A 13,685-nucleotide genomic window follows, 5' to 3' on the forward strand; every position below is an offset into this window, starting at 1 on the left:
TATCTTTTCTTGTTCCATGACCGCAAAGGTAAGCAAAAAAAATAGTTTTAGCACGCTATCATATCAAGTTCTTTGGTTAGGCAGCGGCATCCGTCCGCCACGGACAATCCCCCTTGGGCCTTTTTTCTATCTCATCAAGACAACAACCTTTATTGGCTTACAGAATCTAAGAGATCATAGAACATTATTCTTGTATTTAATTTTGTATCATAGGGTAATCCAGAATTCTCTGCCTCTTGAGTTTCTGATGAGAACAGATATAAAAAGCCGTTACGCTCATAGAAGTTGAGCGTTTTAGGATTATTATACGCATCAACTATTAGGAACCTACAACCGGACTTATTATCATCTTTAACAAACCAAGAGCTGATGAACAACAATAAATCAGAGCCAATCCCTTTGTCTTGATATTTTTTATTTACTCCAAGTCTGCCTATTAGTAACGCAGGGTAACGCCGAAGTGATTTGGCATGAGGTATCTTTTTCTCTACCTTTTTCGCACGGCTATTGGGCAGCATATCTACTCGAATGCTGTCATTAGCTAGTGTGAAAGCACAAACTATTTCTTGAGGGCTTTCATCTAAATGAAAACAATAAGTCTTACCTAAAAGTTGCTTGCGATACAAAGGAGCATCTCTGAGAAAAAATTCATCTAAGTCTGAATTACCACAAGAAAAAGACACTCCCCGAGAAACAATATCCTCAGAGAGCTCTATCATTGTACAATGATTAAACAACCAACTCATAGATGTCATTTCTATACCAATCCTGCCTTACGCAAGACCTTATCCACAACACTGATGTCGATTTTGATTTTTCTTCGTTTGCTACGCTCTTCGGGCGAAGCTTCAGCCAATTTTATAAATCTTTCAGCGGCTTCACCATGAAGGGTTGGAATTGCTTTGATTTCTAATGCCATAGTTACCTCCTCTTTGTTTTTAATGCAAAAATAAGTTTTTATCTTGAAACAGGCAAGCATTTCCCTATTTTATTTTTCATGGGATGCAGTTTAATTGTTATATCTTTGTGAGCGAATTGTCCAGAGACATACGTTCCTTATCTTTGCTTATCTTTGGACTTGTAGGGTAAGCCCTACTTTTCGTCCCTTGCAGCATATCACCCCCCCTCTCCCCTTGGAGAGGGGTTGGGGGTGAGGCTGGTGAGGCTCTCTAATATTCCCCCGGCTTCATTCCAAACTGCTTTTGGAAGCACTTTGAGAAATAAGACGGATTGTTGAAGCCCACCTGATAGGCAACCTCTGAGACACGGTACTGTTTGGTCTTGAGCAGACGGGCAGCCTTGCGCAGACGGACGATCTGAATCATCTCGTTGGGTGTGATGTCGGTGATCGCCTTCACCTTGGCAAAAAGCCCCGAACGACTGATGTTGAGTCGCTCGGCCAACATCTGCACGTTGAAGTCAGGATTGTCGATGTTCTCCTCTATGATCTCATTCATTTGTCGCAACAGCGCGTTGTCCATCGGTGCCTTGGCCAACTCTGGTACCGGCTCAGTGGGCGTGGCGGCAAAACGCTGCATCAGCCGGCGACGCATGGCAATCATGTTGCGGATGCAAGCTTCGAGATACTGCATGGAGAAAGGCTTTTCGATGAAAGCGTCGGCGCCACAGTCCATGCTCTCCGTCTTGCTGGCATCATCGGTCTTGGCCGTGAGCATGATGAAGGGGATATGACTCGTACGGGCATCACTTCTTACGCTGCGGCACAGCGACGCTCCGTCCATCTCCGGCATCATCCAGTCACTGACTATCAACGTCACGACATGTGTTGACAAGACGTCGAGCGCCTCACGTCCGTTGCCGGCCGTCAGCACCTGATAATGAGGTTGGAAGTTCTTCGCGATATAGTGGCTCATGTCAGGATCGTCCTCCACGATGAGCACCGTCTCTTGCTGTGCACACTCTTCTTTCTGATTCTTCGCCTCAACCACCGTCTTCTCATCAGCAGCAGTTCCCGCTTTTGTCTCTTTCGCCTCGCCGTCGGCTTTCACAGCTTTGACCGTCTTCTCCGTGAGACCAGTCATCGCCGGCAAAGGCGTGACGGGCAGTTTCACAATCATGCGTGTGCCTCGTCCGGGCTCCGACTCTACCTTGATCTCACCATCGTGCGCCTCCACAAGGTTGTGCACAATGGAGAGGCCGATGCCCGTGCCCGGCTTGTTGTCCTTGGCCTGGAAGAAAGGACGGAAGATCTTCTCACGGTTCTCTTGGCTGATACCCATGCCGTTGTCCTCCACGCTGATCGTGTAGCAGCCGGCAGCCGCATCGACATGGCAGCAGAGAGCAACGCGGTCACGGGTGTACTTCGTGGCGTTGGTCATCAGGTTACTGATGATCTTGGTCAGTCCCTCCGCGTCTACGACGGCAAGAAAATCCTGTGGCGGATAAGTCACGTCGAGAGCAATGCCCCGTTGCTCCATGGAGGGACGGAAACGCTCAGCCACAGCATGCATGATAGCCGCAATGGACTGACGCTCGAAGTGAAGTTCGAAGCCATGCTCCACCTTGTTGAAGTCGAGCAGCTGATTGACGAGTTCCAAGAGCCGGTGGGCATTGCGGTCGATGATATTCAAGTCGTCCGACGCCCTCGCCTCCTTTTTCTGCATCAGTTTCTCCAAGGGTCCGATGATCAGCGTGACCGGCGTGCGTATCTCGTGGGCGATCATCGTGAAGAAGCGCAAGCGCGACTCACGCACCTCGGCGGCCTTCTGTTCGCTGAGCCGCTGCATCTCGCGCTGGTGACGACGCTCGGCACGGCGCAATCTGAGTTGAGTGTAATAATAAATAAGGAGTAGCAGCACAGCCAGATAAAACAGCTTGGCAGGCAGCGACCACCAAAATGGCGGATGCACCACGATAACCAGTCGCGCTTCCTCACGGCTCCAGATGCCGTCGTTGTTGGTCGCTTTGACACGGAACGTATAAGTCCCTGCGGGCAGATTGGTATAGGTGGCGGTATGGCGGTTGCCCGCCTCGATCCATCTGTTGTCAAAGCCGTCAAGACGGTAGGCAAAGCGATTCTTTTCCGGCGCGCAATAGCTCAGTGCCGAAAAGGTCAGTGTGAACATATTGTCCTTGTAGCCTAAGTCCAACTTCCGGATGTCGTCCAAAGCCTCAGGCAGCAGTTTCGATCCGACGCGCTGTGGCTGGTTGAGAACCGACAATGCTGTGATGACTACACGGGGTGCCATGCGGTTGAGCTGTATCGTATAGGACGAGAAGGTGCTGAAGCCTTTCACGGTGCCGAAGAACAGACTGCCGTCAGAGGTTTTCAAGGCAGCATTGGACTGGAACTGATTGCTGGCCAAGCCATCGTAGCGGTTGAAGATACGTGTGGGCTCGCCGGGGATATAGCGCACCAGTCCCAGCGTGGTACCAAGCCAAAGCGTATAGTCATCACAAACCACACTGTTTATCTCCTGAGTAGGCACGGCAATGTCCACCCGGTGAAAGCGGTCGTGGCGTGCGTCATAGTAGCAGAGTCCGTCACTTGTGGCGATCCACAGCTGTCCCCGCTCATCGATGTCGATGTTGTTTACCTGCGACGAAGGCAGCGAGCCTTCTGTCCGGGAGGGCATATAGTGGTGGAAACGACCCGTGCGGGCGTCCAGCCGATAGAGGCCTGCTCCTTGCGTGGAGAACCAAAGATTGCCTTTGCGATCCTCGTCGATGTCCAGTGTCAGCACTCCCGTATGGCATATAGGACGGAACTGACGGGCTTTATCGTCATAGGCCCGTATGTCCTCCATCGTTCCTGCCCACAACCGGTGCCGTGAGTCGCGCATCAGCGCATAGCAACTCTTCACGGCGTGCTCGCCCTCACCACCCATTGCCGTGACGTTGCCGCTGGGGATGTCCATACGCAGGATGCCGTCGCTATAGGTTCCGATCCACAAGGCATTGCCCTCCGCCCACAGTGCATGGACGTTGAGCGTGGACAGACGCTGCTGGGCTGGAAAGGACTCCATGGCATGATGGCTGAGCGAATAACAAGAAAGGCCGCCGTCGTCACTGCCTATCCACACGTGCCCCATGCCGTCTTCACAGAACCGTCCCACCACGTTGCCGCGCTGACCTACCGAAGCCGAAAAGCTGGTGAAGCGATGACTGACGGGCGAGATATATTTCACGCCACCATAGAATGTGCCATACCACTGTCCGCCTTCACGGTCGCGGATGATGGCATAGACAAAGCGGTCGTCATTCGATACATTGCTGTTGCTTGCACTTTCAGGATAGCGGATCCATCTTTTCGTGAGGATATCGTAGCGGATCAGTCCATCATCACAGCCGATGAGCAGAGTATGGGGGGCTATATATAATAAGGAGTGGATGTGTTGTCCCACACCCGTCAGTGTAGGATTGATGATCTGCTTCAACGATCCATCGATGTCCATACAAAACAGTCCATGAGACCATGAGCCCAGCCACAGCGTGCCGTCGCCGTCTTGCAGCATACTCATGCCTCCGCCATCAACCGATGCGCCTTTTGTCCCTACTGGCTCAAACCGTTGGCTCGCTTTGTTGAGCCGATAGAGCCAGGGATGTCCCTTGGTGGTATAGGCCCACACCTGATTGTCGATGCCAATGCAGAGAGCACGGATGTCGCCGCTGTTTTGTGGGAAAGAATATTGCCGAAGGTCATGCGTCTGCTTGTTATAACGGAATACGCCCTGCCGTTGTGTACAGATCCAGAAGTTACCGTCGCGGTCGTCTACGACTTGGTTTACCGTCGTCTTGATGCGGGAAAGAAAGGAAGAGAACTGCTCGGTACGGCTATCGAAATAGCACAGTCCGCTGCTTGTTCCCACCAGCAACCCATTGCCATATGCGTGAAGGGTAGAGACAAAGGGGTCGGAGCTGCGCAGGGGATTATAATAATAGGTAACTGCATGGCCGTCGTAGCGACACAGTCCATTGTCGGTGCCCATGAAGATGAAGCCGTCACGGTCCTGCAAAAGAGCGCGCACGGTGTTGGACCGCAATCCTTCCTCCATCGTCAGACTGCGATAGGGCAATCCCAGCGTAGCCACAGCACTGCCCGGAACCGTCATCATGCCAGCCAACGCTTCTGCTGCATTGCCTGTCACTGCCCAGCCAAGCAATGCCACGACAATCCTCATCATTCTCCCAAAGATTGTTCTCATCATGTATATAGATAGGTCTTGGATAGCACAAAGGTACACAAAAAAGAGGAAACTACAAAAGGGCAGCAAGCGTTTACTGCCCTTATATATATAAGCAAATCAAAACTCTTGAATGCTCTCTATCTTGTCTACATTCATTTTATAGACAACATAGGTCACTCCAAACTTCACCATAGCCTTAGCTGTTAGATATTGGTAAACACTCATTGTGCCCGTAACCTTAGCAGGTCCTGCAAGATCAATGATAGCGTTGCTAATGTTATCAACGATAACTATAGGACCTTGTTCCTCACCAAATGTCCGTTGGTATACTTTCTGGTCAACAAAGCGGAAGCACCACCGCTTCACGGTTTCATCAAAGTACAACATACCGGTTTCGTCAGCGAACGTGATGGGCACTATCTCCTCTTGTCTTGGATAGGAAACCAACCAATCGCTGTCATCTGAATCCTTACAAGCACAAAGGCTTGTGAATACCAAGAGACTCAGCAAGAGAAAATTCAATAACTGTTTCACAGCTTTTTCTTTTTTAAGTTAATCTTTACAGAGTAATAATACTTTCTTCAATTTAGTCATTGCGGAGGCAATCATGTCTGATGTGCCACTGCCATCAGTGACATATCTGACCACTCGCTCCGCATAGTTCAGTGCTTCCTTAGTTTCCGGAGCATCGGACTTTGCACTTGTTCTAACCTTTTCCATCAACTGATTGAGGGGAGCAAGTTCTTCTGTCTCAGCCAAGTTGCCTGGCCGCATCGTGTTGACGGCTTTGTTCAGAGTAGCAATAGTCTCCTCAAGCTCACGTCCACGGATCTGTGCTTTGTGCTCCATAATGTCCTGCGCCTTGCTGACAGCCGCTTGCAGTCGCTCATAGCCATATGGTGCCCAAGGAGCATACTCTGGTACTTTTCTGTCCATCGCCTTCCAAGCCTCCTGAGACCGTTGACGGTCGTCAGCAATGGCGAGCAACGACGACAACTCGTCCCACTGGGCAGGAAGCGGCTGACGGTCCACAGCATCAGCCGCGGCAACATCCGTCAGATGAATGCGATAATAGTGTGTGGACGCTGCATTACGATAATAGTCAGGCAAGAACATTTTCCCGTCGACACACAGCGACGGAACAGCCTGATCATAGGCTGTTGTGGCAAGCGATCGGTTGTTGACGACAATGCTGTCAAGACGAGTATCCAGATTCAACGTGGCCTCTTTCCAATCAGTCACTCCCGTGCCTGTCATAGCCAATGGTCCGTACATCACTACACCCGTCCAAGAGCCGTGTGCCGAACTGTCGGCAGAAGCGATATCGCCCGGCAACTTGTCTACACCATATTCTATATATTTGGTATAAGGCATCACAATCTCTACACGATCGCCCCTTTTCCAGTGTCTCTTGTCAAGCTCCACAAAGCTACAAGGACGGAAATGTTGCTGCACCATACGGCCGTTGACCTTCACAGCAAAGCCCGAAGTTGCCCAACCGGGAACACGCAACTTCATAGTAAAAGAAGCCTTACCACTCACCACCTCTATCGTTGACCGTTGTGCAGGCCACTGACAAAGCTGTCGGATGACGACGCCCTTCTTGCGCCATTGCAATGTTGTCGGCATATACTGACAGACCCACAACGTATCGGCAGAAGAGAAGTAGGTTGCAGACTGGTACTTGGTATGGTTCTCAGAGCCCGTGCCTCCGCAGCAAGTCGACTGAGGCGTTTCGTTGTCAAAAGGCTTGGTGGCATTGAGACCCACCGCATACTGATAGGTCGTCTGGTAGCGCTCAGGATTCAGCGAGCCGACAATATGGTTATACAGCGTCCGCTCGTAATAGTCCATATACCTTGCATCGTTAGGATGGAAACGATAGAGTTCCTGCGTGAGCTTGAGCAGATTGTAGGAACAGCACGTCTCGTTGAGGTCAGGATTGGCCTGTCGTGTCTGCGCATCCCACCCATTGGTAGCCATCGAGAGCACTTGGCTGTAAGGCTGACGGAACATCTCACCATTGCCCACACCACCAGTGGCGTAGACATAGCGTCCCTGGAGGAGATTCCAGAAATTGTCGGCGATATGATAGTAGTTGATTCTTTGGCTGTCCTGATAAAGTCGCAGGGCACCGATGATCATCGGTATGTGCTGATTGGCATGACGCATGCGTATGTCATCGATATTCCTTGACAGCGGGTCATAGAACTTTGGTGCGTCGAAACAGCGTGCTGCCTCCAACAGCTTAGCCTTGTCGTCCTTGCTGCTAACCATTTCCGAGAGACGGGACAGACTCTCCTGCATGCCCCCTACCTCACCGGCGATATACATATCCCACATCTCATAGCGGTTGCCAGGGTGAGCGCGTCGCTCAGCCTGCGTACCATCTTCCTTGACATAGGTGCGGTAGTGAAGACGGTTCCACACCCACAGTCCCATGTCCTTGGCGATGAGCAGTGCCTTGGCAGCAATCGTCTTGTCGTCGAAATAGGTAGCGATGTCGATGAGTCCGGCCAACTGCTTATGAATGGAATAGTAAGGCGCCCACACACCGTCGCTGTTGTTGTAGGGACTGTACTTCTCGATGAGCAAGCAGTGCTGGGCAGGGATGGCGTTGAGATAGCCATAGCCATATTTCTCGGGATGTTGCTTGTACACGTCAAAAGCCGCCCACGTGCCCTTCATATCCTTCAATTCGCTTTCAGGGGCCAGGTCGCGTGCCTCCCAATAGCGTCCTAAGGAATCATTCCACACAAACGTCTTTTCCTGACAAGCACGAAGCTCATTGACCATACGCGTGATATTTCGCCGAAGGATCGCCTTTTGTTTTGGATCTTTCGTCACAGCGTAGGCCTGAGCAATGGCAGACATATAGTGTCCCGAGCCATGTCCCTTGAGTTTGGTATCAGGAGAATCCCATCCGTCGGAACGCCGATAGCCCTCTGTGGACAGGCCGTAGGTGTCGCGATAGTTGTAGAGTTGCTGCATCACGTCCCAGGAACAGATAGCACGCAAAGCCTCATCGCGGTTGTGAGTCAGCCGGTTGTTGCCGTTGATGGTGACATCGGACAGGAGAAAGCCATTGGCCCTTGCCTGCGGCTTCACGCTTTTCTGCCTGACGACGCTCACGACAGCCTTCACAGGATAACCGCTTGCCGTGGTCTCGTCACCCACGACATACCCTACCACCTCGTATTGCGAGCCCACTGGATGCCTGAGACTGTCAGCCTCAGCAGCCTCGTCGCCTTGTGCGGCATTGGTCCAGCGCACTTGTCGCCATTGTCCGCTACCGTCGGTATAGCTGACCCAAACACGACTGGGCAACGTGGGAGCGAAGCCTACTGGACAAGACACACGAACGGGCTCTGCCCGGAGAATGGCCCTCGGTACTGACAAGGAGGCTGAGGCATGTCCACCCACGCCCTGTCCGCCAACTGGCAAAGACAGCGGCAAGACAAGAGCGAGTGTGAACAAGAAAGAAGGATATCTGTGATGACTCATATCAGGAATAGAAGAACAGATTGGTTATTGAACAGAGAAATTGAAATTCAGTGTAGCGATATAGTCCTTGCCGTCTTTGCGGTAGACCATCTCCACCACCTCTTTGTAGTTGTCGCCACTCTTGAGAGTGCCCGGCATGAAGCCGACTTCACAATCATAGAGTGAATGGAACTTGGTGTAGGTGCGTGCCTTCTCACCCCAGTCCTGCTGCTTGCCGTTACCGTCACACCAGAAGCCTACAATCTCGCCGCCACAGTTGTCGGTGTAGCTATAGGTGCCGTCGGGCTGATGGAGCCGGAACACTATCTTTCCTTCCTGCGGTTCCTTGGCCTGACTGACGATGCGCTCAGCGAGTTGGGCCGGCGTCAGACTGAAAGCATGACAGATGGCAGCATTGTCGAGATAAGCCAGATTGTAGTGCTTGAACTCGTAGGATGCGCTCGTCGTACCCACCGTCTTGATATTGAGCGATACGTTCTTGGGCTTCGCAGCGGGATCTACGTCCACATTGACAGAGACATAAGCATCATCGACATCCGTGCCGCTCACCGTGAAAGCGTAGGGCCACTGTTCGTCGTTGGTCTCATCGTCGTCCCATGCCTGACGGTTATAAGTGTCAGGAGCACCAAGCACCACAAAGTATAAGCGCTCAGTACCAGCCGGTGTCGTAAAGGAGGCTGTGCTGCTCTTGCCTTGATGCATCTCGCCATAATGGCTCTTTCCACTCTTATCAACTGCCACAAAGCCATAGCGGAAGTTCTCATTGTGGTTGGCTTGCGTGTTGTAATGAGTAGCGGTACCCTTAGCCTTGCCGTCACCGTCAACGATCTGACCGTTGTCACCCTTGGCGAGAGCCGCTCCCGGAGTCAGTCCTTCAAACTTGATGCTCACCTTTGTACCGGCTGCAGGCACGTTGAGTTTGACAAGATTAAAACCTGTCGTACCCGGACAATTTTCATAAGCGACCTGATAAGAAGCGCCACTGCCTGTCTTGACAAGTTTCGTCCCGTAGTTGACGGCAGCCTCAGTCTTGTATTGATGTACGGCGTCGAAGTCGTAGTCAGCGCAACGCTGGGCAAAGTTGAACATGTCTTTATAGAGATTGTCGAGACGGTTGCCGCAATAGAGGCGCATATAAGTCTGCAACGGATCTTCGGGGAACTTGCTTTCCCTCCAGATGCGGGCATAAGCCTCAAGGCCATGCTTCTGCGTGAAATAGTATTGGAACCAATAGCTGGCATAGCGCTGCCACTCATGCAAGAAGCTACGATGATGGTTTTTCAGCCACACCTGCACATTGGCATCCTGGGTAAAGGCCTCCTGAGGATAGTCCTGGAAGCTCTGCCACTGTGCACACTGCTCCCAGTAAGGACAACCGCCCTTGCCGTTCTCGCCATAGCCATAACGGAACCCGACATTGGCTCCATAGTCGGTTTTCTCGCCCTCGCCATTGAAGATCTTATCGGCAGAAACTTGGTATTGAAAGCTATGACCAATCTCATGGCCAATAGTCGAGCCCACAGGCTTGCACGTACTTGGGTTCACCCATAAAGCTCCGATTTTGTCGTCATAACCTGAGCCGGTAGCCAGCCACTCGGTCTGATAGAGCAGATAGATCTCCATCTTGTAGTGGTCAAGAACACTCTTGCCTTGTCCCACTGTGGCCATGCCGAGTTTCTCTACGTTAGTCTTGTAGAACTGCTCAGCCTTTTGCAGCAGGTCGTCTACGTCGACACGCAGATTTTTTGGTACAGAGTCGGCATTGGGATTATCGCCGAAGCCCGGCTCCCAAAACACGAAGAAGTGCTCACTCTGCTTCATACGCCACCACGACCAGCGGGCATCACTGCGCAGCATGTAGTCGGAACCTTTCTCGAAGCCCTCGTTCCAGTTGCCGGGACAATAGAACTTATCGTAATTGGCAATCTTTTCGGGATCCATCACATGCACAGCGTCAGGATTGGCATTCTGATGGATTGTGATCTTGACCGTCTTCTCACCGCAGTGCAAGGTCACAATAGCCTCGCGATAGGTATCATTGTCGTTCTTGGTCATCAACAACGGCATGGTCACGTCACCGGCCTCACCTTTGGGCACAGTCAGTTTGAGCCAAGATATGGACGTTGCAGCCCTTGTGGCTACCTCTTCCACGGTAGCTGTCCAATCGGCATTGGCCGCGAAGGTGATGGAAGCCTCTGTCTCGTCCCAAGCCACTTCCTTGGTCAGTTGATCAGGTGCTGCACTGATGTCGCCCACCGCCAAGTCATCACTACTGCATGCCGCAAGGACAAGCAAGGTCAAGAGTGCCATGGTAGCACTCATAACGATAGATTTCAATGATCTTCTCATAGTAGATACTACTTTGAATTACTCGTAGTTGGCCGTAATGACAAGCTCCATGAACTTGCTGACATCGGTCTTGCTGGCATAGACAAAATGAACTTTGGACGTGCTTCCCGAAGCAATCTTAGGATAGCGTCCGATGCCCACGGTACCGTCATGAGTTTCTACGAAGAACATGCAACCGTCGCCCCAGCCACGCGGCTTACCATCCTTGTCACACCAATAGCCGATGCCGTTGGCAGTATACTTTGATTCAATACGCTTGCCGCTGGCATCGATCATGTACATGGCGATGTCGCCATCAGGATCCTGCACAGCTTCGTTGAAGTCCTTCACCGTCATGCCAAAGCAAACCTCAATGGCCTTCTCCACAGCTTTGTCGGAGAACGAGAGTTCATAAGAAGCGTAGTCACCGGTAGGAATCGTAATCGTCTTGATGATCACACTCGGATCACTGACGGCCATGCTGATGTTGAAGCGGACATAACGGTCGTAGTCACGTCCATTGTTGACGGCAAAGCCTACATTGGTCGCCAGCGACACACCCGCTTTGGAATCTGCTGGCATGTGGAGCACGATGCTCTTCGACTGCTTGTCAAGCGTGATGGTAGCTACCTGAACGGTATCGGAGACAAGTCCGTCAGCCTTATAGCCCCAACCATCAGTGACATTCTGCGGTGTCTTGTTCCATACGCCACGGTTCGCGTCAATGTTGTAGAACACCACCTTACCCGTCTCCAATCCAGCGAGCATGTCGTCGACTGTCATACCGAGATGGCTCTGGATCTTCTCAGCATAGTTTTTCAGCCGTATCGTCTTATCGACAATATACCCTTTGCGAAACTCTGCGTTGACAGCAATGTTGGCGCTTGTGTCTGTTCTGAAATAAGGACTCTCCGACTCACTATAGACGTGCTTGCTCACAGCGTCTTCAGGATCGGTGCTGCAAGCCGTAAAAGTAACGAGGGCGAGCAGCGATACTATATATAATAGGTGTCTTTTCATAATCGTAGACTATTTAGTGGTTGAACTTGCGTAACCGGGATTTTGTTTGAGTTTAGGGTTGCCGTCCATAGCGCTCTTCGGGATGGGGAAGAGGTCGCAATGACGGTCATTGGGATCGAGCACCGCATCTTTGCAGAACCACGATTTCCCGTTATAGACATTCTGGTTGGTGCCTTTGATATTGAAGCGAATCAGCTCGTCGCGGCGGTGAGCCTCACAGACAAACTCACGGGCATACTCGTCGAGCAAGCCACCGAACTCAATGTCGGCACCACCCTCATTGGTGACGATCCACTTGTCGGCTTCTCCCATCTTGCCTTGGTTCTCACGATGACCATAGTCATATTTGCTGCCACCCTTGAGATAGTCCGCAGTGACCTTTGCCTTTGCCGGATCATCAAAATCGCGTGCTCTCACCTGCGAGACGAGATCGGCAGCAGTCTGCTCGTCCTTGCCTAAGCGGAGGAGACATTCTGCCTTCATCATGTAAGCATCGGCCAGACGATAATATGGTACGTCGTCGTAACTTGTGCCGAAGTCACCGCTCTTGATCTCATATTTGATCAGGCGGTAGCTCTCAAAGGGATAACAACCAGGATTGTCGATGCTGTGGAGTTCCTTAGTATAAACCAGCGGCTCACCGTCAACGAGGATCGGACTTCCATCCATAGCATATTGCTGTCCGCCCGTCCATGTGTTGTCCATGCGCTTGTCGCCTTCCTCATAGATATCGAGGAACTGTGGGAAGACAATGCCTCCGCCTGTAGCCCAACCAGAGAAGTTCCAACGGGCACGTCCGGCGTTGTGTGTCCAAAGATTCGCCATGTAGTTGCCACCGGCATACTTGTTTTCCAAAGGAATGCCAAAGATAATCTCTGGTGAGCTGGAGATGTCCTCCATGAAGTTAGTGCTGTAGGTAGGAGCCAACTTAAAGGGCCCAGCGATGACTTTATTGACCTCGTCGAGACTCTTCTGATACCAACTCTTGTCTGTGTCGTCCTTGAACCATGCATTATGGTTGAGATAGAGTTTGGCCAGAATCATGTGCGCTGCCCACTTGTTGATCTTTCCCATCTCCACTTTGTCGGGGCATTGGTCAGCTACTTCCTTCAATTCACGCTCTATCCAGTTGAACGTCTTCTGTGGATCTTCCTGCTCGGGCGTCCATCCAGCCTCGTGCACATAAGTAGTGTCCAAGGGGATGTTGCGATAAAGGTCAAAGAGGTTGTAGTAATAGAGCGCACGATACGCACGCACCTGTGCCTTGATGCCCTTATCACCCACAATAGCCTCATTGGCCAAAATCTTATTGCAGGCGTTGACACCTGCATAATTGGTATCCCAATTGACCTGGAAGAAACCCATCTGAGAGTTGAAGTCGTGCTTATGCATCGGGACATAGAGATCACCCCAGCCAATACCAATGCGTGAAGGAACGCCCCACACATCGGAACTCATATCCATGATGTCGGACATACCAAACCAATCCCAATAGACATGACGCAAGCTACTATATACAGGGGCGATGGTATGCTGCAACTCCTCATCGCTCATCTCGTGCTGTTCTGATGAGATCGTATCGTAGAGTGTCTCGTCGAGGTTGGTGCAGCTGACGGCAGCAAGGCCGCAGAAGCCCAGTAACACTCCGGTAAATATTTTGTTGATCGTTGTTTTCATAATGCAAAA

General features: G+C 51.4%; 8 protein-coding genes. All 8 read right to left on the bottom strand.

The features are described from left to right. Window positions 1–149 precede the first annotated feature (149 nt). Window positions 150–719, bottom strand: a complete 570-nt coding sequence (locus NG346_RS05550) for a GNAT family N-acetyltransferase (protein ID WP_262288432.1) — start codon at window positions 717–719, stop codon at window positions 150–152. Window positions 720–757: 38 nt separating this feature from the next. Then, window positions 758–919 carry a hypothetical protein gene (locus NG346_RS05555; RefSeq protein WP_262279543.1) on the bottom strand — a complete coding sequence of 54 codons (162 nt, stop codon included), beginning with the start codon at window positions 917–919 and terminating at the stop codon, window positions 758–760. Window positions 920–1,169: 250 nt separating this feature from the next. Beyond that, the gene (locus tag NG346_RS05560; RefSeq protein WP_262279542.1) at window positions 1,170–5,168 is read right to left on the bottom strand and encodes a hybrid sensor histidine kinase/response regulator transcription factor; all 3,999 of its coding nucleotides are present in this window, start codon (window positions 5,166–5,168) and stop codon (window positions 1,170–1,172) included. 96 nt (window positions 5,169–5,264) lie between these two features. Next, the gene (locus NG346_RS05565) at window positions 5,265–5,681 is read right to left on the bottom strand and encodes a hypothetical protein (protein WP_262279541.1); all 417 of its coding nucleotides are present in this window, start codon (window positions 5,679–5,681) and stop codon (window positions 5,265–5,267) included. Between the two features lie 18 nt (window positions 5,682–5,699). Next, complete coding sequence (locus NG346_RS05570; RefSeq protein WP_262279540.1) at window positions 5,700–8,651, bottom strand: beta-L-arabinofuranosidase domain-containing protein; 2,952 nt, start codon at window positions 8,649–8,651, stop codon at window positions 5,700–5,702. A gap of 24 nt (window positions 8,652–8,675) precedes the next feature. Next, window positions 8,676–11,000, bottom strand: coding sequence for a DUF6055 domain-containing protein (locus tag NG346_RS05575; protein WP_262279539.1), 2,325 nt, complete (start codon window positions 10,998–11,000; stop codon window positions 8,676–8,678). Window positions 11,001–11,018: 18 nt separating this feature from the next. Beyond that, the gene (locus NG346_RS05580) at window positions 11,019–11,999 is read right to left on the bottom strand and encodes a DUF4859 domain-containing protein (RefSeq protein ID WP_262279538.1); all 981 of its coding nucleotides are present in this window, start codon (window positions 11,997–11,999) and stop codon (window positions 11,019–11,021) included. 9 nt (window positions 12,000–12,008) lie between these two features. Next, window positions 12,009–13,676 carry a RagB/SusD family nutrient uptake outer membrane protein gene (locus NG346_RS05585; RefSeq protein ID WP_262279537.1) on the bottom strand — a complete coding sequence of 556 codons (1,668 nt, stop codon included), beginning with the start codon at window positions 13,674–13,676 and terminating at the stop codon, window positions 12,009–12,011. Window positions 13,677–13,685: the final 9 nt, after the last annotated feature.

Source organism: Hallella absiana, assembly GCF_025457485.1.
GTDB classification, from domain to species: domain Bacteria; phylum Bacteroidota; class Bacteroidia; order Bacteroidales; family Bacteroidaceae; genus Prevotella; species Prevotella absiana.

What these genes read in the sequence shown, in the direction of transcription:
- NG346_RS05550 (WP_262288432.1), bottom strand. Translation starts at nt 719, where the DNA reads ATGATAGAGCTCTCTGAGGATATTGTTTCTCGGGGAGTGTCTTTTTCT.
- NG346_RS05555 (WP_262279543.1), bottom strand. Translation starts at nt 919, where the DNA reads ATGGCATTAGAAATCAAAGCAATTCCAACCCTTCATGGTGAAGCCGCT.
- NG346_RS05560 (WP_262279542.1), bottom strand. Translation starts at nt 5,168, where the DNA reads ATGATGAGAACAATCTTTGGGAGAATGATGAGGATTGTCGTGGCATTG.
- NG346_RS05570 (WP_262279540.1), bottom strand. Translation starts at nt 8,651, where the DNA reads ATGAGTCATCACAGATATCCTTCTTTCTTGTTCACACTCGCTCTTGTC.
- NG346_RS05575 (WP_262279539.1), bottom strand. Translation starts at nt 11,000, where the DNA reads ATGAGAAGATCATTGAAATCTATCGTTATGAGTGCTACCATGGCACTC.
- NG346_RS05580 (WP_262279538.1), bottom strand. Translation starts at nt 11,999, where the DNA reads ATGAAAAGACACCTATTATATATAGTATCGCTGCTCGCCCTCGTTACT.
- NG346_RS05585 (WP_262279537.1), bottom strand. Translation starts at nt 13,676, where the DNA reads ATGAAAACAACGATCAACAAAATATTTACCGGAGTGTTACTGGGCTTC.